Annotated in this window: 17 protein-coding genes; 11 read left to right on the top strand and 6 right to left on the bottom strand. The window is 63.2% G+C overall.

The window, feature by feature from the left end; translation table 11 throughout:
* Positions 1 to 129: 129 nt before the first annotated feature.
* Entirely contained in the window at positions 130 to 510 is a 381-nt protein-coding gene (locus tag KK137_RS00480) for a hypothetical protein (RefSeq protein ID WP_214533903.1), read from the top strand.
* 151 nt (positions 511 to 661) lie between these two features.
* Positions 662 to 1,219: a lipid-binding SYLF domain-containing protein gene (locus tag KK137_RS00485; RefSeq protein ID WP_214533904.1), complete on the top strand. Its 558-nt coding sequence runs from the start codon at positions 662 to 664 to the stop codon at positions 1,217 to 1,219.
* A 66-nt stretch (positions 1,220 to 1,285) separates the two neighbouring features.
* Here KK137_RS00485 and KK137_RS00490 read toward each other — a convergent pair whose 3' ends face one another.
* Positions 1,286 to 4,750, bottom strand: coding sequence for a VWA domain-containing protein (locus KK137_RS00490; RefSeq protein WP_214533905.1), 3,465 nt, complete (start codon positions 4,748 to 4,750; stop codon positions 1,286 to 1,288).
* A gap of 482 nt (positions 4,751 to 5,232) precedes the next feature.
* Here KK137_RS00490 and KK137_RS00495 point away from each other — a divergent pair, with 482 nt between their 5' ends.
* The 3 genes from KK137_RS00495 to KK137_RS00505 all read left to right on the top strand — a co-directional run bounded on the left by KK137_RS00495 (position 5,233) and on the right by KK137_RS00505 (position 9,750).
* Complete coding sequence (locus KK137_RS00495) at positions 5,233 to 6,873, top strand: DUF6065 family protein (protein WP_214533906.1); 1,641 nt, start codon at positions 5,233 to 5,235, stop codon at positions 6,871 to 6,873.
* A gap of 302 nt (positions 6,874 to 7,175) precedes the next feature.
* On the top strand, positions 7,176 to 9,263 hold the full coding sequence (locus KK137_RS00500) for a TIR domain-containing protein (RefSeq protein ID WP_214533907.1): 2,088 nt from the start codon (positions 7,176 to 7,178) through the stop codon (positions 9,261 to 9,263).
* Between the two features lie 10 nt (positions 9,264 to 9,273).
* Positions 9,274 to 9,750, top strand: coding sequence for a hypothetical protein (locus tag KK137_RS00505; protein ID WP_214533909.1), 477 nt, complete (start codon positions 9,274 to 9,276; stop codon positions 9,748 to 9,750).
* A 3-nt stretch (positions 9,751 to 9,753) separates the two neighbouring features.
* Here the strand turns inward: KK137_RS00505 and KK137_RS00510 are convergent, their stop codons facing one another.
* Together KK137_RS00510 and KK137_RS00515 are read right to left on the bottom strand one after the other, a co-directional pair.
* Positions 9,754 to 11,598 carry a hypothetical protein gene (locus tag KK137_RS00510; protein ID WP_214533910.1) on the bottom strand — a complete coding sequence of 615 codons (1,845 nt, stop codon included), beginning with the start codon at positions 11,596 to 11,598 and terminating at the stop codon, positions 9,754 to 9,756.
* A gap of 506 nt (positions 11,599 to 12,104) precedes the next feature.
* Positions 12,105 to 13,451 carry an aldehyde dehydrogenase family protein gene (locus KK137_RS00515; protein ID WP_214533912.1) on the bottom strand — a complete coding sequence of 449 codons (1,347 nt, stop codon included), beginning with the start codon at positions 13,449 to 13,451 and terminating at the stop codon, positions 12,105 to 12,107.
* A 232-nt stretch (positions 13,452 to 13,683) separates the two neighbouring features.
* On the opposite strand from KK137_RS00515, the gene KK137_RS00520 reads away from it, so the two are divergent.
* Entirely contained in the window at positions 13,684 to 14,751 is a 1,068-nt protein-coding gene (locus tag KK137_RS00520) for a hypothetical protein (RefSeq protein ID WP_214533913.1), read from the top strand.
* A gap of 25 nt (positions 14,752 to 14,776) precedes the next feature.
* Here KK137_RS00520 and KK137_RS00525 read toward each other — a convergent pair whose 3' ends face one another.
* Positions 14,777 to 16,066 carry an exopolysaccharide biosynthesis polyprenyl glycosylphosphotransferase gene (locus KK137_RS00525; protein ID WP_214533917.1) on the bottom strand — a complete coding sequence of 430 codons (1,290 nt, stop codon included), beginning with the start codon at positions 16,064 to 16,066 and terminating at the stop codon, positions 14,777 to 14,779.
* A gap of 289 nt (positions 16,067 to 16,355) precedes the next feature.
* Entirely contained in the window at positions 16,356 to 16,511 is a 156-nt protein-coding gene (locus KK137_RS00530; RefSeq protein WP_214533919.1) for a hypothetical protein, read from the bottom strand.
* Positions 16,512 to 16,800: 289 nt separating this feature from the next.
* Between KK137_RS00530 and KK137_RS00535 the strand changes: the two genes are divergently transcribed.
* The 5 genes from KK137_RS00535 to KK137_RS00555 are packed head-to-tail and all read left to right on the top strand — an operon-like array spanning position 16,801 to position 23,344.
* A complete protein-coding gene (locus tag KK137_RS00535; RefSeq protein WP_214533921.1) occupies positions 16,801 to 18,933 on the top strand; it encodes a GumC family protein in 2,133 nt (710 codons plus the stop codon).
* 4 nt (positions 18,934 to 18,937) lie between these two features.
* A complete protein-coding gene (locus tag KK137_RS00540) occupies positions 18,938 to 20,074 on the top strand; it encodes a glycosyltransferase (protein WP_214533923.1) in 1,137 nt (378 codons plus the stop codon).
* Positions 20,071 to 21,042 (top strand): endonuclease/exonuclease/phosphatase family protein, encoded by a 972-nt coding sequence (locus tag KK137_RS00545; protein ID WP_214533924.1) that lies wholly within the window; start codon positions 20,071 to 20,073, stop codon positions 21,040 to 21,042. The genes KK137_RS00540 and KK137_RS00545 overlap by 4 nt, the downstream gene beginning before the upstream one ends.
* On the top strand, positions 21,039 to 22,388 hold the full coding sequence (locus KK137_RS00550) for a hypothetical protein (protein ID WP_214533925.1): 1,350 nt from the start codon (positions 21,039 to 21,041) through the stop codon (positions 22,386 to 22,388). The genes KK137_RS00545 and KK137_RS00550 overlap by 4 nt, the downstream gene beginning before the upstream one ends.
* The gene (locus KK137_RS00555) at positions 22,388 to 23,344 is read left to right on the top strand and encodes a glycosyltransferase family 2 protein (protein WP_214533926.1); all 957 of its coding nucleotides are present in this window, start codon (positions 22,388 to 22,390) and stop codon (positions 23,342 to 23,344) included. Before KK137_RS00550 ends, KK137_RS00555 begins: the two co-directional genes overlap by 1 nt.
* On the opposite strand, the gene KK137_RS00560 is transcribed toward KK137_RS00555, so the two are convergent.
* Complete coding sequence (locus tag KK137_RS00560) at positions 23,341 to 24,039, bottom strand: serine O-acetyltransferase (protein ID WP_214533927.1); 699 nt, start codon at positions 24,037 to 24,039, stop codon at positions 23,341 to 23,343. The two genes, KK137_RS00555 and KK137_RS00560, sit on opposite strands and share 4 nt — an antisense overlap.
* Positions 24,040 to 24,091: the final 52 nt, after the last annotated feature.

Here is a 24,091-nt window from a genome sequence, read left to right on the forward strand (position 1 = left end):
TTCCCGCGCGATTGACGAGCCATCGTTTGGCGAAGAGTCACGGTTTCAGCCCTTCCTCACCCTTTGCTCATGCCCCACAGCCTGACTGAGGTCATTATGCTTCCGCGGCTTGCCGGAGGAGATGAGTGCATGACGGGATCGGCCGAAAATCTGGCCTACCGCGCGGGAGCCTTCGTAGCTGTGGTGGCATCGCTACTCACGGTTTGGACGACGATCGTTCGCGACGACGGCACCGGTATGAGTTACTTCATGCTGGTCATGGCGGCGATCGTGGGGGCCGTCTCTGCCGGGTTCGGTCCGGCCGGCATGGCACGGGCCATGGTCGGCGTCGCGATCATGCAAATGCTCCTCGGCACCGCCACGGCGACCGGGCCGGTCACCGCAAGTACGCCGGACGGCCCGTTAAAGGCTTTGCTCTTCGGCGGCATCTTCGCGGCGCTGTGGTTGATATCGGCCATGTTCTTTAGGGCGGCGTCAAGGACAGCCAGTAAGGCACCTGCTCTGCGATAGGCGCCTGGCACTGCACCCGCTTTCCGAACCGGACCAAGGGTCGGTAACGGACATCTCGCCCCAAACCCCTCGCTCAGGTGAATTGCCGATGGTTAGCGCCTGCTGGGTGGATCAAACTGCCCGCGCACGTTCACCTTCGAAGGGCGGAACCATGACCACACTACGCAACTGGCTCGTCGCGCTGGGGCTCGTCCTGGCCACCACGCTTATCGGTCCGTCACACAGCGCCATTGCGGCAAGCGCTTCGGAATTGTCCACCGACGGCAAGGCCGCGCTCGAGCGGCTCTATGCCCAGTCGGAAAAGGCGCGCAAACTTGGCCAGGAGGCCCGCGCCATCCTGGTATTCCCCAAGATCGTGAAGGCCGGCTTCGTAGTTGGCGGGCAAAGCGGGGAAGGCGTTCTTTTCATCGACGGCAAACCGGCGGGCTATTACCGGATTTCCGCAGCCTCGATTGGCCTTCAGGCCGGTGGGCAGACATTTGGCTACGCGCTCTTCCTGATGAACGACAGCGCGATCGGCTATCTCAAGGAAAACAACGGATGGGCGATCGGCACGGGACCGAACGTGGTCGTGGTCGACGAGGGAGCGGCAGCCGCCGCCAACACGACCACGCTCAAGAATGACGTCTACGCCTTCCCGTTCGACCAGAAGGGGCTGATGGCCGGCGTGGACCTGGAAGGGTCGAAGATCTCGGCGATCCATAAATAGCCACTTCGCGCGTCAACGCGAACGGCCTGCGAACCCGATGCGCCCCGCGACCAAGGGCGCATCGGCTCAGGTCTTGGCCGGCTTCCGCGAGCTGGCAGGCTTTTGGGAGCTGCGCTTCGGCCTGGCCTTTCCCGTTTCGGGGCGTTCCTCCTTTTCCCGCTGCCGTGGGATATCCTGCGGGCGAGGCGGGGGGACGTCGCGCGTTTTTGCCGGGGGCGGCGGGGGCGGAGGCGGTGCGGGCCGGGCCTCTCGCACCCGGAATTCGCTGGGTAGCAGCGCCTCTACATCGATCGAGGGAGCCTCCCCTTCGCGGCCGGCGACGGTATAGGTCGCCGACACATCCACCTTGGCGCTGCATTCGAGCGCCACGACGCCAAAGGTCAAGGCACCCTGTGCCGGCGCCGGCGCTCCCAGCAGCATCCTGGCGATACTGCAGCAATCGATCGTCGTCGCTTCTCCGGGCTTGAGGACCATCCGATCCTTGGCCCGTGCCGAAACCGCATCCGGCCACCGCCCGGAAGTGGCTCCGGCAAAGGTGGTCGGGATGACCGCGAGGATCAGCGCCACATCCTTCTCGGTCCCGTTGTAGGCTGTGACCGCGGTGGCGAAGCGTCCCGGCACGACCGACGAGCAATCGCAGCATTCACCGCCTTCCACCCCGCATGCCAGCGAGGTTGTGTAGCGGTATCCCGTACGGATGCGGGATGGCGGGGCGACGACCACCGGACCTCGATCCGGCTGGCCGACAGTCAGGCCGGGATCGGCGTCGCTGCCGGGCTCGGTCTCCACTTCCTGGACGTAACGGCCGTCGCCCAGGTCGACGAGGCCGCCTACCAGGGTCCCGCCGGGCAGCGGTTGGACGTCTAGGTCGTCACCCATTCCGGGCCCGACCAGGTTGCCGTACTTGTCCTGGGGGGTGAAGATGACCTGCCACTTGTCACCGCCCGTCGGGCCGGTACCGTTCGGCTGGGTGGTGACCGTGGTGGACCCCGGATCGATCCCGACCGCGACATGGTAGCTCCACTGGCATTCGCGAGTGGTCGTACAGTTGATCGCCACCGTCGCCCTGGCGTGGAACGTATAGGTCCCGTCTACCACGAGCACGTTGTCGAGCCGCGCCCCGAAGATACCGGCAGGCTCAAACATCTCCGAACCCTCGGGTTCATCGCTCAGGACGTAGTTTGAATCGACATAGTCGGTCGCAGGCGCGCCAGTGTCCTGCTCGATCTTCTTCAGGGTCGACTGGCGTTCCGGCAGGACATCACCCTTGATCGTGGTTGCCGCGGCCAGGCCCTTGTTGGCGATCAGGGTGCCGACGCTCTTGGCCGGTCTCCGCACCGCGAGCGACACGCTTCCCCCCGGGGGCACGCTCTCATCGGCGAATTGCAGGATCACCTTGGGATGGAGGACATCGCCTGTGTAGATCCGCTGCGGCTGGATGAACGGCCGCAGGCTCGGACCACCGCGCGCGTTGACGTTCACGAAGTAGTTCACGGGAATGGCCGGGGGCGGGAACTCTCCCCCGCCGGGCCGGAAGACCCGCGTCTTCCACACACCGTCGCGCTCGCCGCCTTGCGGCAGGGGAACGCGGGCAAAGCGCCAGGTCGTACCGGCGTCGCTGTCGATCCCCCCGGCTCCCAGATTGACGATCTGGCCGCTGGGTGACTCAAGCTCGATGAACAGCGGAGCATCCTCGTTGTCCCAGCCGATCACGATGGTGACCGCTTCCTCGCCGCAGACGTGGAAGGGAATTGAGGGCCCGACCCTCAGGCTGGCCGGCAAGTGCAGTTGCGGATCGGCCAGGGAGCCGGCTTCGAAGATCTCACCGAAGGCGAGGGCGAAGAACTTCTTCAGCTGCAGCCCGTCTCCGGCCCGTTTGTAGAGGCCGCCGTGCGACTGGGCGAGACCGCTGAGCTTGGCGCCGTCGAGATTGCTCTCCGCGCCGAACCCGATGGCGGTGATTTCGATCGCGCCGAGGCCGCTGACATCGGCGATCTTCTGCGGTTCGTTCTCCATGCCGTCCGTGAGCAACAGGATCGTCTTGGGCAAACCGCTAGTACCGGCAAGCTGATCGCGGGCGACCGCTAGACCATCGCCGATGCTCGTTGCGCCGCTGGGCGAAATGGCCGCCAGCTTGCCGTTGATCTGCGACTTGGTGCTCGTCGTGACCGGCGCCAGGGCGAAGTCGACCGGGCTGGTGGCATCGTTCGAGAAGGAGATCAGCCCGGCGCGGTTGCCGGTGGTGCGGATCATGTTGACGAACAGCTCGGCAGCGGCGCGAGCCTCGTTGATCTTGATTTTCCCGCCCCCGGCTCCTTCGCTCATGCTTCCCGAGCGATCGAACACCAGCATGACCGCGCGCTGGGTCGGTGGGTTGGGAATGACGATCGGGTCGGCCATCATGGTCTTGAGCGCCGAATAGGACAGGCTGCAGCCGCTTCCGTTCGAAAGCACCCCCACGATATGACCCGAGGCGTCGAACAGGCCCGAGCCCGAGCTGCCCCCGGCGACGTCGAGATTGACGCCGATCGAAGTGCCAAAGAACGAGATCGGCATTGTGCCGCTCGCTGAAGGGGAGACCTTCTTGACCGCGCCGTTGGGGTGATGGACGCCGAACACCGCCTCGTTGGCTCCGAGATTGGTGATCCTGACCGGGACCGGCGACAGGGGCGGCGTGCCGCGGATCTGCAGGATCGCGTAGTCGCGCCCGTCGGTGAAGCGGAACTTCACCAGCTTGATCACTTTGTAGAAAACCGCGTTGTACGCGGGCAGCAGCGAGCCATCGCAAGCGACTTCGTAATCGAAGGTCACCGAGCTGGTCGGCACCTCGAACGGATGGTCCGAAATGCAGTGGGCGGCGAGCACGACCAGGTCTGAATCGATCAGCGTGACCGAGCAGGTGCTGACATTCTCTTCCGGGTGGCCGCTGCTCGGCTGGTGGATCGACACGATCATCCCGACGCTACGGGCGACCTTGTCCTGCGGAGAGCCGACCGGCGCGCAACGTACGTTCTGCCACTTCGGTGCGGCCGACTTGTTGCAGATCCAGAACGGATCGTACTTGGGATCGGTCGAGCCCGGGATGTGGGGGAAGTTGGGTTCGACCCAGCCGTTGATCAGGAACGGGTTGCAGTTTGTGATGCTGTTGTGGCCCGGCTCGGTGCTCTGCAGGCTCTCGCCGCGGCCATATCGATCGACGAAGGCTCCGCCGTTCCCGGCGCCGTTGGTGATGTAGCGGATCTTGATCGAGGCCCCGACCGCGCCGACGTTGATCGGCCGCGTCCAGAACGAGCCGCCGCTGGCCGAGGTGAATACGTCGGTATCGTAACCTAGGTCGACTTCCAGGCGATTGTTCGCCGGGAGGGTGACGTTCATGAAATGGAGGATGATGAACTTGGTGCCGCCGCCCGGTGCCGGCGAATAGGTCAGGTCCTTTTCCCATACATTTGGAGAGGTAGCGGCCTCTCCGGTGTCGGGGCCGACATGGAGCGAGGGAGAGAGGACAGGAACCGTTCCGCAGATATGAGACATGGCTCAACCTTCCGTACGAGGCATGGAGTACCGGGCGACGACTCGAAGGGCGGTGGTTTCTTGCGACGTCTAATCGTGTGGGTCGGCTAATTTCTTTTGGCGTCTGGCTTCATCGGCAGTCGCGGTGGCTCGCAGGGCAGGCTGCGACGCCAGAAACCAGTCTTCGTCCGTGCGGAATCGGGACTATTCCGGGCGTCGATAGCATCCTTCTCATGGAGTCCTTTTCGGACAACCAATCACGGCCCGGTTATTCTTATTGGAATGCCGATATTATGCCTGACTAATAGAGTCCTGGCTATCGCGAACTGACACCGCATACCGCGTTCGCGGACCGTCTTGACCGTATAACTCCAGCCTCGACCGTCAAGAATGGTCCGTACTTCTCCGTACTTCACGGACTCGTCTTGCTCTGTCAGATTGGCTTCCTGGCCAGGCAGGCCCCCGGCGGCGTCTTGGCCATGCCGACAGTCCACGGAGGAAAGATGGACCTCAGGTGCTACGTCTATCCTGGCTGGGAGCCCCGAATCCGGGCCGCGTCGCCACGCCGGGACTGGATGGATGCGACGCCGGAGAGGTTTGCTTACCGCTGCCTGCCGCTCAACATCGCCAACGCCCATGGCTGGGAAATTCTCAGCCCCTGCGGCTTCGAGGCCGAATGGAACGGTGGCGCGGCGCCTAGCGATGTCGAGGTTCGGCCCGATCCTGGCACGCCAGCCCATCGTGCCCCGGTTCCGCTGTTCGGGCAGGGCACGGTTACCTTTCATGTAGAAGGCATCATGCGCACCCCGCCCGGGTTCAATCTCTGGGTGGGTGGGTCACCCAACCATGCCAAGGACGGCATCGCTCCACTGGGGGGCGTGATCGAAACCGACTGGTCGCCTTTCAGCTTCACCATGAACTGGCGCTTCACCCGTCCCAATCAGGTCGTGCGTTTCGAGGAGAATGAGCCGTTCTGCTTCTTCTTTCCAGTTGAGCGGCATCTGGTGGAATCGGTCGAGCCGCGCATCCTGGCGATCGACGAAGAGCCCGAACTCAAGCGGCAGTTTGAGGAATGGAGCCGGTCCCGCGACGCCTTCCACGTGGAAGTGGCGGCCAATCCGCCGGCCAATCCCAGCGCCAAGTGGCAGAAATTCTACTACCGGGGTCTGAAGTCCGACGGCTGTCCGGGCGCAGGCGATCATCAATCCAAGCTGCGTCTTGCCGAATTCGACGGCGCCGCGGCCTTTCACCGTGAAACCCCCGATCGCCCAGCCGCTCCCAGCTCTCGTCCGGAGCCTCCCGCTGCCGAACGGCCGGCGAAGGACCGTCTAGGAGCTAAGTACGAATGGATCCTGACGTCGAAGGAACGACTGCAGGCGCTGGCGCCCAGAGCGATCTTGCGGAAGCGAGGGATTTCGGCCGAGGAATTCCTGGCTCAGCACTACGCCGCCAACCAGCCGGTCATACTCGACGGTGAACTGGCGGATTGGTCCGCGCTGGACCGGTGGACGCCCGATTACCTGAAGCACCTGATTGGATCGCGCGAGATCGAGGTGCAGGGCGATCGAAGCTCCGATCCGGACTTCGAACGCAACATGACAAGCCACCGGCGCACCATGCCCTTCGACGCGTTCATCGATCGCATCATTGCAGAAGGCGACGGTAACGATCTCTACCTGACAGCCTACAACTCAGCAGCGAACGCCGCCACGTTGGAGCTGTTGCACCAGGATCTCGGCTTCCTCGACAAGCTGCTCACGCGGGAGGGCGGGACCGCGCACGGCATGCCCTGGATCGGATCCGCGAACAGCTTCACCCCGCTGCATCACGATCTGACGAACAACCTGCTTCTTCAGATAACCGGTCGCAAGCGCGTGCTCTTGGTCGCGCCCGACGTGACCCCGCATCTCTACAACGACCACCACGTCTACAGCCGCATCCGCGACCTCGCCGAACCTGGTATCGTAGAGCGCTTTCCGGCACTCGAAGGCATCCACGTGCATCAGGTCATGCTCGAACCGGGCGACGCTCTATTCGTCCCGCTGGGCTGGTGGCACCAGGTCACCGCTCTCGATTTCAGCGTGACCTTTACCCACACCAACTTCCGCTGGCCGAACGACTTCTACGCCAACCACCCGGAATGAGCGACGTCGCGTCTGCTCAGCGCTCTTTCCGAGAGGCGAGGTATCGCGCGGTCGCAAGGGAGCGGTTGCCTGGCCCCCCTTTCGCCTGGCCTGATCGAGCCCAGACTCGTGAGATAATCCAATAGATTAAAACATAGAGTTCGGAATCCAAATCTCCCCATCCTGCAAGAAGTAAACAAATAATCTTGGAAATGAAAGAGTTGCATCTCAGGATAGAACATAGATTTTGGAGTGGAAACCGCATACAATAAATAGTCTGCCATTGCCTTGCTGGCGCAACCGCGGGGGGCGGAGGTGCTGTGATGCATTCGGGCGAGATGCTATTCCGCGCTTTCATCAGCTATAGTCATGCTGACGCATCCCGTGCGAGTTGGCTCCATCGCGCGGTTGAATCCTACCGCGTTCCCTCGCGCCTCGTGGGCAAGGTTACCGAAATCGGCCCGGTCCCCCGCCGATTGGTCCCCATCTTCAAGGATCGGGAAGAACTTCCGGCAGCCGGCGACTTGTCGCGCGAGATCGAACAGGCGCTGCTGGCGTCGGAATTCCTGATCGTCATTGCCTCTCCGTCGGCCGCCGCTTCGCGCTGGGTCAACGAGGAAATCCGGTTATTCAAACAGCACCGGGGCGAGGACCGGGTCCTGGTGGTGATCGCCGCGGGCGAGCCCGGGGCTGGCGTCACGCCTGACGAGGCGGAGGCGGAGTGCTTTCCCGAGGCCTTGCGCTTGAGGGTTCGGGCAGACGGCACGATTTCGGATGTCCCGGCGGAACCGATTGCCGCTGACTTGCGGCCGGAGGGGGATGGCGAACGCCTTGCCAAGCTCAAGGTGGTCGCGGGGCTGACGGGGCTGAAGCTGGACGACCTGGTCCAGCGCGAGGCCCAGCGCAGCCGCCGCCGCCTAACCGCCATCGCGGCGGCGGCTTCGGTGCTGGCGGTAGTCATGAGCACGCTGACTGTCGTGGCCATCAGGTCGCGCAACGAAGCACAGCGCCAGCGGGCCGAGGCCGACGGGCTGGTCGAATACATGCTGACGGACTTGCGTTCGAAGCTTGAGCCGGTGGGCCGCCTCGACGTCCTCGACAGCGTCGGCGACCGGGCGCTCACTTACTATTCCAGGCAGGACCCGGGCAGCCTCGACGCCGATGCGCTTGGCCGCCGGGCGAGGGCCTTGCTGCTCGTCGGCGAAGTCGCGAACCTGCAGGGCAATCTGGACGCAGCGCTGGCTACCTACAAGCAGGCCGCGGCCACCACTTCGGAGCAATTGCGCCGCGATCCCGACAACGGCCAGCGCCTCTTCGATCACGCGCAAAGCGTGTTCTGGGTCGGCGCGATTGCGTGGCAACGCGGCGATCTCGCGACGACCCGCCGGTATTTCGACCAGTACCTCCAGTACGCGAAGAGGCTTTCCAAACTCGACCGTCCCAAGCCGGAATGGGAGGGAGAACTGAGCAACGCTTATTCCAATCTGGGGACGCTGGAACTCGACGATGGCCACCTGCCGGCTGCGCTGAGCTACTTTGAAAAGGCCCAGCAGGCCTCGACCCAGCTCCGCGAAAAGGCAGCAGACAAGCAGGAGCAGACTTACTTGATAGCCCAGGCGCTGGCCTGGAAGGCCGATGTCCGGCGCAAGATGCTCGATCCGTCGGGCGCGCTGGTCGATCGTCTGCAGGAGGTGAAGCTCTACAACGAAGTCCTCGCCACCGATCCCAAGAACAGCGAGATCAGGCAATCGCTCTATCTGGCCTGGTTGAGGATCGCGGAACTCCATCTGGAAGCCGGAGAACCGGCGAAAGCGCTGAAGTATGCCGATGCCAGTTTCGAGGCGCTTCAGGCGCTGCAGCGGGGCGATCCCTCCAACAGCCTGTGGGGGGAAATGGCAGTGAAGTCCGCCAACGTCCGGACCGAAGCGCAGATGATGATGGCGAACTGGTCCGGCGCCAGGGAGACCAATCAATGGGCGCTGCGGCAGGCGCAGCAGTTGCTCTCCACCGACGCGAGCGTGATGGAATGGCGTTCGGACTGCCTGATGCCGGCGCGCTGGCGCGAGATTGCGATCGCCCAGGCCATGGGGAATCGGGAAGCGGCTCGCGAGAAGATCAACGCCTTTCAACGCGACTTCCGTGCCAGCACCAACCCGCAGTCGGACGAGGAGCGCCTGGCGCGAGTCATGGTCCATCTCTTGTCCGGCGCGGATTGGTCGGCGTCCGGTGACAAGGCTCGCGCGAGGGCGGACTTCGCCCAGGCGCGGGATCTGATCTCAGGCACCACGATCACCGATTCAAGGATGATCGCCGCCGCCACTTTCTTGAAGGATAAATCCGGACTCTCTGCCCTGCCCAACGGGTCGTCGATGAAGAGTGAATACTCGCTGCCGCAGTTGTTCCGAACCTGAGGAGACAGACATGCCAGACCTTCCCGACATGACCCTGACCATAAACGTGACGGTGACAGGGACCGTCGACGCCAGCGGTAACGTTTCGGTCAGCGCGCAATATGCGCAGGCCGGCTCCAACCCGGTTAGTTCCAACGTGGTGGACTCAAGCGGGGACATCAACCTCAACAACATGGCCTACGACAGCAGCAGCTACAACGTGGACACCGACATCACCGTGAACCTGTCGGGCCAGATCACCGACGCCAGCGGCAACAACGTGAATTTCGGCTTCCCGGCCACGCCGTCACAAGCGGTGGTCATCACCCGCGATGGCGGCGGCAACAGCGATATCAACGCGCTGCCGGGCAACAGCCTCATGCAAGTGATCATCGACGACAACGACGATGACGGCGCGGGCTACAGCTATTGCCTCCAATTGTGGGTCGAGACCGATCCTCCGAACGGACATCTCGTTTCGCTCGACCCGCGCATCGTCAATCGCTGATCCTTAGCCCGGCAGGGTGAGAGGCCGCGCCTGATAGGTCGTGCGCCAGTGCGCGACATCGGCCAGAGCGATCTCGCGCAGCCTCCGCAGCCGGGCGGAGAGCAAGTCGAAATCGGGCCCGTCGGCCTCGACGACCCGCTGGAGCCGTTGAAGCCGCTTGACCGTGACCGCCGACCGCTCGGCGATCCCGGCGAAGTCGCCTTGCATGCGAATGCCGTAGAGCGCCGCACCCATCGCGGGCAGGACGGCGGTGACCGCCGTGACCAATGAGGTGACGTTCACGCCTCTCCCGTGGGTCACGTCGAAGCCGCCCAGCTTGAGCGTGATCCAGGCGGCACAGGCGACGATGGTGCCGCCGAAAAGGTACTCGCCCGCCTTGTGCAGCCGATGATCCAGCTTGTGCATCAGGTGGGCATTGCGCGAGTGATATTCGATCTGGTCCTCGATCATTGTCTGCGCCACCGCCCGTACGCGCGAGAGGTAATGCTGATCGGCGCACACCGAGGGCAGCCCCAGCTCCCGCGCGGTCGCACGGCTGAGCCAGCGTACCCACCCCGGAATACTTCCCGATTCTCCCGCGTCCCCGTGTCGAAGATAGAGATCGCCGAGCAGTCCCGTTGCCGCGAGCACTCGCAACTGTTCGGCCAGGTGGCGGTAGTCCATCCATCGCTCATGCCAGCCCGCTCGTGAGCCGACCCGCGTGTTGAGCAGGATCAGGATGATGATGGCGAGTTCGGTCGCGATCAGGAACAGCTTGGCCGAAGGGAATAGCAGTCCGCCCGTCGCCAGCAGGACCGCCAGCACGGCGAACCCGAAATTGATGATGAAACCGCTGCGGAAGATCTGCGCGAAATAGGTGGCCGCGGCGTCGGCGGTGCCGAAACGGGGGACGAGCCTGTCTATAAAGGCGCTCGCGTAGGTTCCTCGCTCGTTGCCGAAGGGATTGGATCGCTCTTGCAAGTACAGAGCGCACTGGTCCGGGCGGGGAGGGCGCAAATCCGCGCGCCGGATCCGCCGAACGCGGGCCGCTGACAGAAGGAGAGGATAGGGCCAGGCGGGCGTGCGCTTGTGGTCGCGCTCTTGCAGGAACCTCGCCAGCATCCGGCGATCAACGTCGTTGTCCGGGGGCGCACACAGGGCCGAGACCACGCCCGCCAGAACGGTTCCCGCAGCCGCCCGGGCCACGCTGTCGATAGTCGGCCTGTCGAAGTCGAGGTCGCTCAGACCCGACCAGTAGAGCGTGGGCGGCTGGACCGCGTGCGTATCGACCCGGATCACCGGAACCTGATGAGCAATCGCCTCCGCCACGATCTGGGCCGTGCCGCCGCGCCCTCGCGCGGGTTCGCCGTCCCATAGGGCGAGGACGATGTCGGCTTGTTCCAGCATCACCCGTCCGGCCGCTTCGTAGGCCGCATCCTCGTTGGCGCGATCCCCCGGCAGTTCGAACACTGCCGTCGCGCGCTCCAGAAGTTGGGAGAAAGTCTGCTTCGCTTCCGGCTCGGCAAAATCCTCGAGGTAAAGGCCACGCGGGAACGGGATGCAGGCGTCGATGCGCCAACCGCGCTCAGCCGCGCTCTTGGCCACGAGCGTGTCGGCTCCTTCGGCGAGGCCCGTTACCAGCCGGAGGCAAAGGGGCTCCTCACTGAACGCTTCGCCATGCTCACGCCCGACTGTCTGGACCGCATCCGCGAGGCCGGACAGCAGCGAAGCCACCAATTCACGCAACTGATCGAGGGTCTCGGAACCGAGCCTTGCCGGCCGGTGTCCGGTCACACCCACGGTCAGGCAGAGTTGTGGGCGGAGCGATGTCCAAGCTTTCCCCACACCGTCGCTTCGACCGTCGTTCATGGGAGCCCCCCTGTGGGGTCAATCTAACCGAAACGGCGGGTCAATGCGAGCGCGAGGGTGGGGTCGGAATGAGCTCGGTATTGTGGGCGGAACTCTTTGAGAAAAAACATTTTCCTACAAGCACGCGATCTGCTTCATCCTGTCAGATGGCCCAGACCGAACCTCGCTCGTCCGTCGCTCAATCTCAACGGCAAGCCAAGTTGACACTTTTCGCGCGCTGGCGGTCGCAAGGTGACACTTTTCCGGCCCAAGGTGACAGTTTTGGGCGGAAAAGTGTCAACTTGGGCGGGCAAGGTGACAGAAATCCGTTGGACAGTGTCACCCCGTCACCCCTTGTCACCTTGGAGTCCAAAAATCCTCCCTGTCGCGAAGCGATGGGGAGGGGGACCGTCCGCGAACCGGATGGTGGAGGGGCTGGCGGAGTGTCACTAGCCCCTCCGTCAGCCGCCTTCGGCGTCTGCCACCTCCCCATCGCTTCGCGACAGGGAGGATTGGATCAGCCAGTCTTACTGGTGGCGGTAGATCGCCCGCTCGTGCGAGAACGCCTTGAAGCCGAAGTAGCCGTGGTAGCTGCCCATGCCGCTCTGGTTGACGCCGCCGAAGGGCAAGCCGTTCTCCAGGTAGTGCGAGAACACGCCGTTGACGGTGACGCCGCCAGAGGAAGTGCGGGCGAGGATTTTGTCCACGTTCGCCTCGTCGTTGCTGTAGATGTACAGCGCCAGCGGCTTGTCGCGCGCTTCGATATATTCGATCACCTGGTCGAGGTTCTCGTAAGTCATGACCGGAAGGACCGGGGCGAAGATTTCCTCCTGCAGGATCTTCATCTGCGGGGTCACATCGGTCAGCATGGTCGGGTGGACCGTGAGGTCGTCGGCCTCCAGCACGCCGCCCGCGGCGACCGTGGCGCCCTGGGCCACAGCGTCATCGAACAGACCCTTCACGCGGGCGAAATTGCCGCCGTTGACGATCTGGGCGATGCGCTCCTTCTTGAGCTCGCCACCTTCGTAGAGATTGGCAGTGACATTGGCCTTGAACCCATCGACCAGGCGCTGCTTCTGGTCTTCCTTCACGAACACGTAGTCGGGGCAGATGCAGGCCTGGCCGCCGTTGAACTGCTTGGCGCCAGCAAGGTCGGCAGCAATCTTGTCGATGTCGGCGCCGTCATCGATGATGACCGGCGACTTCCCGCCGAGTTCCAGGGTCACGGTAGCGAGGTGCTTGGCCGCCGCCTGCATCACGATCTTGCCGACGCGGGTGCTGCCGGTGAAGAAGATATGGCTGAACGGCAGCTCGAGCAGTTCCTGGGCGACGCTGACGTCCCCTTCGAACAGCGCCACTTCGTTCTCGTCGAAGACCTCGCGAATGATCACTCCGGCGATCTGCGCGGTGTTCGGGCAGAGGTCGGTCAGCTTGACCATGCAGCAGTTGCCCGCGGCCACCGCGGCGGCCACCGGGCCGAGCGTCAGGCCGAGCGGGAAGTTCCAGGGCCCGAGGATCAGGCACACGCCGCGCGCCTCGTAGGCGATCATGGCCTTGTCGTTCGGATTCTTCGAGGGGGTGACTTCGGTCGGCGTCATCCAGGTCTCGAGATTGTCGATGTTGAGCTGGATGTTGCCGACGATGTTGAGCACCTCGGTGACGCGGATCTCACCCTCGGGCTTGCGGGTGTCCTTCTGCACGGCCGCGACGATGGCGTCCGCGTGAGCCAGGACGGAATCCTTGAGCCGGGCGAGCTTTGCCTTGCGCTGTTCGGCAGTCGAGGCCTTCACATCCCACTGATGGGCCTGCTGCAGCGCGAACACGCGTGCGAGTTCGGAGGAGGTATCGAGGATAGCTTGGGCGGTGCTGGACATCATGGGTTCCGTCTGTGTTCGGCTTAGGGGATCGGCGGCTTCTAGAGAGTCTCTTGGCTGCCGGGGAGTGTCTTTTTGGCCCGGACGCCGGCTTGCTCGACAACGCGGAGCGTCGGGCTGGGGCCACGGTTGGACCGACAATTGGCGGGAAGAGAGAACATTTTGGGCTAAGCACCGTTGCCGATCAACGGCTTGTGCCGTCGGCAACCGACATCAGTTCAGGAGATGCGATGTGGACTGGGAACGCGTGACCAGGCGCCACCTGTTCGCCATCGCGGCGGTCTCATCCGCCTCACTGACCGTGCGCCGTTGGGGCGGCCTGCTCATTCCCGCAGCCAACGCAGCCACCGTCACCAATCTCATACAGGGCCGAATCTTCAGCGGCACCCGGGGATCGGGGAGCGGCAGCGCGGGCGGAGAGGGCATCAGGATTGCCTCTGACGGAACGCGGATTGTGGACGGCGTATTTCAGGGCCTGGCCACCGGTGTCCGCATCTCAAAGCCGATCGGTCAGCTCAATGTCGAGAATAGCCGCGGCGACAATCTTCACCGCTTCCTCGACACAACGGCCGCTTCAGGACTTCCCGATGCCTCGCTCAGCGATTTCGTCATTCGAAACGTGCAGGCAGGAGAGCTTGAGCACGGCTTCCTTCGATTGCGCTATCAATCGGCGCGGGGGCAGATCGAGGATGTCACCGCGACCTGCAGAAACAGCGGGGGCGATGCCTACTGCGTGGGCTTCGCGCTGGATGACCAGGCCCGCGAGATTACTTACCAGCGAGTTTCCGCACACGGGTTCCGCGAGGCCAACAGCGCGGCGGGCAGCTACTGGAACGGCGACGGCTTCACCGACGAACGCGGCAACAGCGCCATCCGCTACCTTGACTGCCAGGCGACAGGGTGCACCGATGGCGGGTTCGACCTCAAGTCGGCAAGCGTAAAGCTCGAACGCTGCAAGGCCGAGGGGAACAAGCGCAATTTCCGGTTGTGGAACAGCGGAGAGTTGCAGGATTGCGAGAGCACTGATCCGGTCTCTCGGGGCGGCAGTGGACGAACCGCCCATTTCTCCTTCCACGGTGATGTGGGCTCCTATCGCATTGTCCGGCCCAAGGTCCGTGCCCAACAAGGCAACACCTCTCCGGTCTTCCTTTTCAATACGAACTCACCCGCTCGCATCGTGATCGAGGAAGCGGATATCGAGGCGCCGTCGGCGGCGCTGATCGCTGTCGAGAACGGCCCGGCACCGATCATCGAGTTCGTCCCTCCGCGAACCGAGCAACGCATCGTCACCGCCAGCTAGAGCTGAGAGCGCGCTGTGGGTGGTCTCAGTACGCGTTGGGGTGGACGACGACGAGTGCCGTCTTCATGAGTATCTGGATGTCCCGCCCTATGGTCCAGCCTGAGATATACTCGAGATCGGCTTGCAACCTTTGCGTGAGATCGGCACGCTTATGCGTGGCCCCGCGGAAGCCGCGGACCTGGGCCAGGCCGGTGATGCCGGGCTTAAGAGCATGGCGATGCCAGTAGCGCTCGTCTACCTCCCAGAAGTGCTCCTGTCCGGCCAGCGACCCCAGGGCGTGGGGCCGGGGACCGACCAAGCTCATCGACCCGAGGAGCACGTTGAACAGTTGGGGAAGCTCATCGAGACTGGTGCGCCGTAAGAAGTGGCCGACGCGAGTAACCCGGTCATCGTCTGCGCGGGTCGAAACGGTTCCATCCGCATCGCACATCTCCGTCCTCATGGTGCGGAACTTGAAGACCGTGAATAGCGAGTTGCCCCAGCCGACCCGGGATTGTCGAAAGAGAACCGGGCCTTTGCTGTCGAGCTTGATGGCACAGGCAATCGCAGCCAGAACCGGTGCGAGGACGGCTAGCGCTAAAACCGCTAGTCCGAGATCGAAGCCCCGCTTGACGATCTGATCGGGTCGGCCGAGCGGACCCGATGCGATGACCATCGTAGACCCGCCGCTCATCCGGCCGACGCCGATCGGTCCCATCATTTCGAGATCGCGCTTGAGGATTTCGGCGCGGACATTCGCTCCCTTAAGCGACATGGCCCAATCATATTGAGCTTCCGGCCGGCAGGCGATGATGACCCGGTCGGCTCCTTCCAGAACCTCGGCGAGGCGCAACAACATGACCGGATCGCGCAGATTGGGTTCGATCCCGACATCCCGCGCATCGATGACCACCGCGTGCGCGGGGGCATCGACCTCCTCCCCGTCCACAATGACAAGTTCGGTAAGATAGCGGTTTTCGAAGACGTGCCCGCCAATCGCGCCTCCCGCCAGTCTGGCGAGCGCCAGCGCCGCGGGAACCAGGATCAGGGCGATCGCCAGGCCGGAGCGCCCGATCCCTCCCAGCGAGTAGCCTACGAGAAGAATGACCAGCAACGTGAAGACGGCCGCGATGACGGCCCGTGAGAGTCCTTTGCCGGGATATTGCAAAGCATCGATAGCATAGGCCCGCAAGTTGGTCGCGGCAGCGATGTAGATCGGCATCGCCGCGAGGGCGACAGGTCTCCAGTCAAAGCCACGCGACCAAAAGGCGCCAAGTTTGGCCGCAAGGGCGAGTGCCAAGGCTATCGCGACGATGTCGCCGACGAGCAGGACCATCGACATTTGCGCCCGCGCATGGCGCCGCGGTTCAAGCCGCCGCGAGAGGGCTTGCCGAGATTCAATGAAGCCATCGCGGAGAGTTTGAAAGTTCAAGAGCTACGCACCCGAAAAGAGACCCCGACCTTGTTGGGGCCTTCACGAGCGATGGACGCGAATGTTCCTGAGGTAGCGCCGAACGGAGGAAATTGCGCGGTCAGCAGCAATCACGGCGCCGAAAACACCCGGCGTCGACCCCTGCCAGCCAATTTCGGACCGTCTCGACCGATCCAATCCTAAGTACTGGAGTTCAGAAAATCAGCAGAAAGAGACCCACCCACGCGAGCAGGCCAACCGACAATGCCACGCCAAAAGCGAGTACCGATTTTCGGGGTACTGCATCTGGCGCCGTCACCACGGCACGGCTCTTCACGTCTTCCAGCTTCACGATATTCTTTGCCAGCATCCTCTTGCCGCTCTTCGAACCACTGTCGCCGGCGGCCTATGTCCAGAATATACCCAAGCGTCTTTACACTCAAGCGCTCAACCGAATTGCTGAACACTTGGTCGCATTTCTACCTGCCCCTAAAATGGGCGGATCGGGACTAAGTTCCTGAGCCGAAACTAGAAAGACGGTCAGGGGCCCGCTCCACCGTGACTGACACCCAGCCGAATCCCTTTGGAACCAGTAGGGAGACCCGCGGTTCTGCGTCAGGTGAGGATGTCGAGGGGCGGACGTCATTCAAGGATAACTGATGGACGCACTCACCAGTAATTTCGGCCGCCGGGCTCCTGAGCCCGGCCTGATCGATATTCGCGGCATCGCGGGGATCATCCGTCGACGTGCCCTTCCTATCGCTTTGGTCATGGGGATCGCCTTTTTTGGCGCCATTCTCGCCTATACCATGGCCAGTCCTACCTATTCCGCGACGGCACACGTCGCGATAGAACGGCAGGTGGAAGACGTTGTTCCGATGGATTCCACACGCGAGCGGCCGGTGATGACAGATTCCTCGACGGTCGACACCGAGGTGCAGATTCTCCGGTCACCGACGATTGCTGCCGGCGTCGTCGATCGGCTCGATCTCGCCCAGCGCGAGGGTTTCGGGTTCCCCGCCGATGCTTCGCCTCCGGCCGCGGAGGCGCTTCCGGCCGCTCGGGCCCGGGCCATCGACGTGGTGCGCAATGGTCTCGACGTGAAGCGGGAGGGGACGTCCTACGCGATTGCCATCAGTTTTCCCTGGGGAGACCCGCAAACTTCGACGGAGATCGTGAACACCGCGGCTCAGGTCTATCTTGATTCACAAACCCAGGGTCTGTCGGCGCAAACCAACAAGCAGGTGGCTTTGTTGGCCGAACGTCTCGAGATGTTGCGCGACGATGTTCAGCAAGCAGAGGCTGACGTTGCGAGCTATCGTGATCAGACCAACCTGGTGGACATCTACAACGACAATGGCAACGCGCAGCAGCAGATCGCCACGATCAACGGAATGCGGGCGCAGGCTCGGTCCGAGCAAGCTGCCGCCGCTTCTCGCGCTGCGAGCGGCCAAAGCGGTGACGTGGCCGAAATCCTCGATTCCCCGGTGATAAACCAGTTGCGCACTGAGGAAGCCCGGCTTCTCGCGAAGCAAGCTTCGATGAGCGTTCGCTATGGTCCCAACTACCCTGAGATGACGCCCCTCAGCGAAGAGTTGGCGGTGGTGCGCAGCAAGATCGCCGAGGAAACTGGTCGTCTCAGCAGAAGCCTCGTAAGCGAGGCGAGGGCGGTGGGTAGCAAGGCAGGCTCGCTCAGCGGGTCTGTTGGCGAGGTGATCGGCAATGTGCGCGCAGGCAATCGGGCCTCGGTCCGTTTGGCCGAACTGGAACGCAACGCCGAGGCGGCTCGTGTCCTGTATTCGGCCATGCTTGAGCGCTATCGGCAGGCCGTTGCGACACAGGGCACCGAGCGCGGCAACGCCTACATTGTCTCTCTGGCGCCAATCCCGCGCGCGGCCACTTCGCCCAATCTCACGGTATACCTGCTAGTCGGCCTTCTCGCGGGCCTCGCGGGAGCGGCGATGATCGTGCTGCTGCTCGAGATGCTTGAGCGGGGCGTGCGGACGCGGCGTGAACTGGAAACTTCGCTCGGAGTTCCTGTCCTGGCCTCCGCTCCCGATCTCGCCACGGTCAATGGCGGTTCGCATTCGGTCCATGCACCGTTGGCAGCGAGCGACTATGCCCTGACCAATAGCGGCTCGCTATTTGGAGAAACGTTCCGCTCGATCCGCACAACCTTGCGTATTGGGCGGGGCGACCGGGACGCCAGGACAGTCGCGGTGATTTCCTCGATTCCCCATGAAGGCAAGACCACGGTCGCCCTCACACTTGCGCGGACCACGGCAAAGCTCGGCCAACGCGTGGTGCTGGTCGATTGTGACGAGCGGCAACGGGGATCGAGCAGGGAATTCAGGACCGGCCCTGTCGGGTTGGCCCAGGTGCTGGCGGGCACGGCCCACTTCGAGGACGCGCTCATCACCGACGAGGAGACGGGCCTCAGCGTTTTGCCGCAGCTCAGGGGCGAAAGTCCCGACTACGACATGTTCGCTTCAGACCGGATGCAGCAGCTGATCGACACCTTGGCCGACAGCTTCGATCTGGTCGTAATCGACACCGCACCGGTGCTGCAGATCGCGGAGGCACGGGCCCTGGCCGCCATGGCCGACAAGACGCTCTTTGTGGTCCGTTGGCGTGATACGCCCGTCCACACCGCGCGCATGGCGCTAGATCTGCTTGAGAGATCCGGCGCGGACGTTGCCGGTGCGGTACTCAACATGGTCGATATCCGCGCGCAGGCGAAATCGAGCGCCGAGACGCATCTCTACCGTGAGTACGAGAAGGAACCCGCCTGATCCGATGAGTAAGCGGATCGTGTTCGTTATTAACTCGCTGGCGGGTGGGGGTGCGGAGCGAGTCTTCAGTACCATCCTGTCGGCGTCTGCGCCTTATCGAGACGAATATGACGTCTCGGTCGCGCTCCTCGACCGCGAGGAGCGCGCCTACGGCCTGCCGCGCGACATGAGTGTGCAGCAACTCAATAGCCGGCACAGCTTGCCGCGGAGCATCGCCGGACTGGCGCGAACGGCGAGGCGAGAGAAAGCTCAGCTTGCCGTTTCGTTTCTCACACGGTCGAATGTCGCTGCCGCCTTCGCCATGATGATGCGCCGGCAGCCCTTCGTCATCAGCGAGCGTGTCGATACCGCGGCGCACCTGGCGACTGGGCGATTTGCCTGGGCGAGCAAATTTCTGGTCCGTCTCACCTACCCGCGCGCGGCGGCGGTGATCGCAGTCTCGCACGGTGTCGCCGACACGCTTGTGAGCGACTTCGGCGTCGAGCGGCGGCGGATTTCGGTCGTCTTCAATCCCGTCGACCTTGACAGGATCGCCTCGCTCGCAGCCGAGGACCCCTCGATAGAGATGCGTGCGGACGACTGCATCGCCATGGGTCGGCTGGTCCCGAACAAGAACTTCGCCCTGGCCATCGAAGGGTTTGCCCGCAGCGGCCGGCGTGGACGCCTGGTGCTGATTGGCACCGGCCCCCTTCACGCAGAGTTGCGCGCGCTTGGCGACCAGTTGGGCCTCGGCGAGCGGCTGGTCATGCCCGGTTTCGTCGAGAACCCCTACGCGCTGTTGGCTCGCGGCGGCCTGTTCGTGCTGAGTTCCAATGCCGAGGGCTTCCCGAACGCACTGGTTGAGGCGATGGCTGTCGGCCTGCCCGTCGTCGCCACCGATTGCCGATCCGGGCCAGCGGAGGTCCTGGCGACAAGTCTCGACGGCGTGAAGGTGGCCGAAGGCGAGGGCGGACTGCTCGTGCCGGCCAATGACGTTCCGGCCATGGCCGACGCTATTGGTCTTATGGGCGAGCCGGGCCGCGCTCGTGCCTTCGGAGAGCAAGGACGGCGGCGAGCGGCGGAGTTCAGCGTCGACAGGGCCGTTGGGGCGTACTGGGGAATTATCGAGTCCGTGATGGCAAATGGAGTGGCCGAGCCATGAAGCGCACTCGCATCGGCTGGCGCCATGTTAGCGTTATGATGGCTGTCGCGATCATACTGACCTTGCCTTTCGGTCGCCTGTCCGGGACGATCGATGCCTTTACCTCTTTCTTGCCGTTTGCCCCGCTATTCGCCTTGGCCGCCTTCATTCCAGGGCGAGGCAGCATGTCCCGTGTCGTGAAGGGTATCGCGGTGTGCGTCTTTCTCGTCGCGGCGGTGGCGATGGTTCCGGAGGTCGTCGCCCCGGGCCGGGCGAATGCGACAGGCGCTTCGGGCCAACGCCTGACATTGATCACTCAAAATGTCTCGGTACGGAATTCCGACCCGATCGGCACGATCGACGCCTTGCTGGCGAGCGGTGCGGACATCGTACTGCTTCAGGAGACCGACGGCGCCGTCGGTTCTTTTCATCCACGGCTCAAGCAACGCTTTCCCTATCACAGTCCCTGCGGCGAAAGCTGCTCCGCTGTGATTTATTCGCGACTGCCGCTGATCGAGGCCCAGTACCGCGCCCGGACATCGGGCGGCGACGAATTCGGCCCACCGTTGCTCTGGGCCGTCGCCAAACTCGAGGACGGGACGCAGATTCCGATCGTTACTTATCACCAGCCCTGGCCTCTGCCCGCGGCGCGACAGGCGAGGTGGCGGGAGACCCTTCCAGATGCGCTGGCGTCGTTGGGAACCCAGCGGCTGATCCTGGGCGGTGACTTCAATCTCACGCCCTGGAGTTCGGCCATGCATCAGCTCGATGGGGATCTCGCCCCGCTTAGCCGTGGCACGCGCGCGGCGTTCAGCTTCCCGGCGAAGATCGCAGGAATATCCTGGCCCGTGCCGTTTCTTCCCATCGATCATGTCTACACCGGGCCGCAATGGTCGGTGCAGAACGTCGAAGTGCTTCCGGCCATGGGCTCGGACCATCACGCTATCCGGGCCGATCTCGTCCTCACCCAACCGGCGGTGGCAGGATGAGCGACAGCTTTTCCGATGTGGCCCCGATGCTTCCCGCCTATGCGCTGCTTCCTGCGCTCGGCCTGCTCACGCTTGTCGGGCTCTACGCGCTGTGGACCGCCCAAGGGTTGGCGGCCCGCTTCGTGGTGTTCGCGATCTGGATGCGCCTCGTCCTCTCGGCCTTGCATGTCTATACCTACGCACAGGTCGCGGGCGGCCTGTCGATCAACGCGCTGTTTTCGATCCTTGTGGTTGGACTTGGCTTCCTGGTCATTCGCAAGCCGCTGCTGCTCAACAAGGCGGTACTACCCATCTACCTGCTGATCGTCGTGACGGTGCTAAGCGCCGTGGCCAACTCCCGGCTGGTTGCCGGGTTCGACGTCCTTATCAAGTATCTCTATTTCCTGGTGATAGCGCTCGCGACTTATCAAGCGCTGCAGAAGAACGAACGCGGCTTCGGCCTTGCAGTTCTCCTCGCCTTCAGTCCGCTCGTGCTTCTGCAGCTGATTTCGGTGGTGCTGGGAATGCCGAAGACGGCGCCCGACGGCTCGATCAGCTACATCGGCGGGTACAATCACGAAGCAGCCTTCTCAGTGGCGCTTGTCGGATTGTTCTTCGCGGCCTGTCTCGCCAAGGGCGCGAACCTGACCATCCGGTCGATGGCCATGGTGGCGGCCGCCGCCGGCATCTGGATAGCCAACTATCGTACGGCCATGATCGGGATTCTGCCCCTGGGATTCTACGCGACCGCCATGGGTGTCGGCCGATGGGTCGAGCCCAAGTTGCGCGCGGTGGTGATCATCGGAATTACTCTGCTTGGAGTCGCGCTTCTCGTTTACGCCCTGGGAGTTTCCGAGCGCTTCAGCGAGATCAGAGGGCTGCTCCAGGGCGAGGTTGATCTGCTGAAGCCACCGGAATCCTTCACGGCCGCCGATCAGGATTTGCTGAGCGCCCGAGCCTATATCTGGAGCCAATACCTTTACGGGTGGATGGAAGGAAACGCGCTCCAGCATCTGCTCGGCTTCGGCCCCGATGCGTGGGAAGATCACTTTGAGATCTACGCTCACAACACCTTCATCGGCGGATTGTTCGATGGTGGCCTGCTGGGCGAAGCTGCCTTCATCACCCTGTTTGCGACGGGTTTCGTCCTGGCGGCGCGGAGCGGCGAATTCGCACCGCGATTGCTGGCGGCGCACCTGAGCTTCCTTCTGCTCAACATGGCGACGATGCCCTTCTGGTTGATCGAAGGGCTCATTCTCTACGGCTATCTTTGGGGGCACACGATGCACGCTTATTACCGCCGGGCTCCGAAGTGGGAGTTCGACCCAGCTCATCTGCTCGAAGCCCGCTTCCACGGCAGTCTGTGATGTCATCCGAGCGAGGATCGGGCAACGCGGTGCCGCGCTTCTCGGTGGTCATGCCGCTCTACAACAAGGCGCCGCACGTCGAGGCGACGATCCGCAGCGCGCTCAGTCAAAGCCGGTCGCCAGAAGAGATCATCGTCATTGACGATGGTTCGACCGATGGAGGCCTGGAAATCGTGCGCTCCATCAGTGACAACCGCTTGCGCATCCTGACCCGATCCCCTCCGGGTCCCGGAGGTTATGCCGCCAGGAACGTGGGCATCAGGGAAGCCAAGGGGGACTGGATTGCCTTTCTCGACGCCGACGACATGTGGAGCGATCACCATCTCGAAGACCTCTACAAGGCCATCACCGCTTCATCCGACCCCGTAGGGTGCGCGTTCAGCCGGTTCGAGATTGTTGAGGCCGCGGGCCGACGGCCTTATCGGCATTCACACCGGCTGACGGCAGGCCAGGCGCTCCCGCTCGAACGTCTCATCGAGGCCTGGCTCGATACCGAGCGATGTCCTGTCTGGACGGGCGCGACGGCCATTCGGACCGAGCTTCTGCTCGAAGCCGGCCTATTCCCGGAAGACGGCACTCGGCGGGGCGGAGACAAGGACATGTGGCTTCGCGCCCTGGCTCGTTCCGAGGCGGTGTTCGTCGAACGCTCCAGCGCCGAGTTCCACCAGGACACGGTAAACCGGGTAACTCGCTCGACACGGCATTCGAGCTTGCCGGTTATCGTCTCGACCATCGCAGCGTTGTTGGATGAAGCGACGCCCGAGCAGCGCAAGCTTCTCAAGCGCCTGTCGAACCAGGAAGTCCTGCTCTACGCGCGTCACTCGGCAGGGAACGGCGTGCCCTTTGGGCTTGAGTTCTTCCGGGCGCTTTACGCGCCCTGGATGCGCGACGGCATGAGGATGGCCGGCTACTGGCTGGCCGCATGGGCTATGCGGTTACGGAAACTGGCGGGCTAGGGCACAGTCTGCCCGTTCGCCGCATAACAAGCCGCGAGCAGGTCCGCCGGAACCACACGATTGACATAGCCGTCGGAGCCGTCCTCCGAGATCACCTTCGCGGGAATGCCGGCGACCACGCTGTTGGGCGGCACGTCCCGGGTTACCAGCGCGGACACGCCGATCGCGCTATCCTGGCCAACCGTAACCTTGCCAATGACTTTCGCGCCGACCCCCATGAAGACCCGGTTGCCGATAGTGGGAGTGCCGGCCCGTTTTCCGCGGTTAGTCTGGCCGATCATGGTCATCGCGCTCAAGGTCACATCATGTCCGATCTTCGTGTGGCCATGGACGTAGATGCCGCCGAAGCGGTTGATGAACAGGCCGGGATCGATCTCGGTATATTCGGGAATCGCTATCCCGTATTTGTAGCGGCAGTGCAGCAGGATGAACTTGGCGACCGGATAGAGCGTGAGCCGAGTGACGCGCCCACTTTTCAGGTAGCCACTGACCCGCATCCAGAAGGTATATTTATACCCGGGTGTAAAAAGGAAATGGCGCCAGAAGTGGAAGCGGCCGCCGTGGTAGCGATGCAGGTCAGCGGCCAGATACAGCCGGAGCGCCCGAAAGGATTTGAGGCATCCGCGTGAATGAGGTTTGGCCAGCGCCTCGAGGTCGACATCTTCGCGTAACTGGATCTTCGAGGCCTCGGTCATACCCACCTTTCCGCACCATTGTGCATCTGCGTACTCCCAACTGTCTATTACG

It is taken from the genome of Croceibacterium selenioxidans, assembly GCF_018599195.1.
Taxonomy (GTDB): Bacteria; Pseudomonadota; Alphaproteobacteria; order Sphingomonadales; family Sphingomonadaceae; genus Croceibacterium_A; species Croceibacterium_A selenioxidans.

Excerpts from the sequence above, each read along its gene's own strand:
- KK137_RS00480 (WP_214533903.1), top strand. The coding sequence starts at position 130 with ATGACGGGATCGGCCGAAAATCTGGCCTACCGCGCGGGAGCCTTCGTA.
- KK137_RS00485 (WP_214533904.1), top strand. The coding sequence starts at position 662 with ATGACCACACTACGCAACTGGCTCGTCGCGCTGGGGCTCGTCCTGGCC.
- KK137_RS00490 (WP_214533905.1), bottom strand. The coding sequence starts at position 4,750 with ATGTCTCATATCTGCGGAACGGTTCCTGTCCTCTCTCCCTCGCTCCAT.
- KK137_RS00495 (WP_214533906.1), top strand. The coding sequence starts at position 5,233 with ATGGACCTCAGGTGCTACGTCTATCCTGGCTGGGAGCCCCGAATCCGG.
- KK137_RS00500 (WP_214533907.1), top strand. The coding sequence starts at position 7,176 with ATGCATTCGGGCGAGATGCTATTCCGCGCTTTCATCAGCTATAGTCAT.
- KK137_RS00505 (WP_214533909.1), top strand. The coding sequence starts at position 9,274 with ATGCCAGACCTTCCCGACATGACCCTGACCATAAACGTGACGGTGACA.
- KK137_RS00510 (WP_214533910.1), bottom strand. The coding sequence starts at position 11,598 with ATGAACGACGGTCGAAGCGACGGTGTGGGGAAAGCTTGGACATCGCTC.
- KK137_RS00515 (WP_214533912.1), bottom strand. The coding sequence starts at position 13,451 with ATGTCCAGCACCGCCCAAGCTATCCTCGATACCTCCTCCGAACTCGCA.
- KK137_RS00525 (WP_214533917.1), bottom strand. The coding sequence starts at position 16,066 with ATGGTCCTGCTCGTCGGCGACATCGTCGCGATAGCCTTGGCACTCGCC.
- KK137_RS00530 (WP_214533919.1), bottom strand. The coding sequence starts at position 16,511 with ATGCTGGCAAAGAATATCGTGAAGCTGGAAGACGTGAAGAGCCGTGCC.
- KK137_RS00535 (WP_214533921.1), top strand. The coding sequence starts at position 16,801 with ATGGACGCACTCACCAGTAATTTCGGCCGCCGGGCTCCTGAGCCCGGC.
- KK137_RS00540 (WP_214533923.1), top strand. The coding sequence starts at position 18,938 with ATGAGTAAGCGGATCGTGTTCGTTATTAACTCGCTGGCGGGTGGGGGT.
- KK137_RS00545 (WP_214533924.1), top strand. The coding sequence starts at position 20,071 with ATGAAGCGCACTCGCATCGGCTGGCGCCATGTTAGCGTTATGATGGCT.
- KK137_RS00550 (WP_214533925.1), top strand. The coding sequence starts at position 21,039 with ATGAGCGACAGCTTTTCCGATGTGGCCCCGATGCTTCCCGCCTATGCG.
- KK137_RS00555 (WP_214533926.1), top strand. The coding sequence starts at position 22,388 with ATGTCATCCGAGCGAGGATCGGGCAACGCGGTGCCGCGCTTCTCGGTG.
- KK137_RS00560 (WP_214533927.1), bottom strand. The coding sequence starts at position 24,039 with ATGACCGAGGCCTCGAAGATCCAGTTACGCGAAGATGTCGACCTCGAG.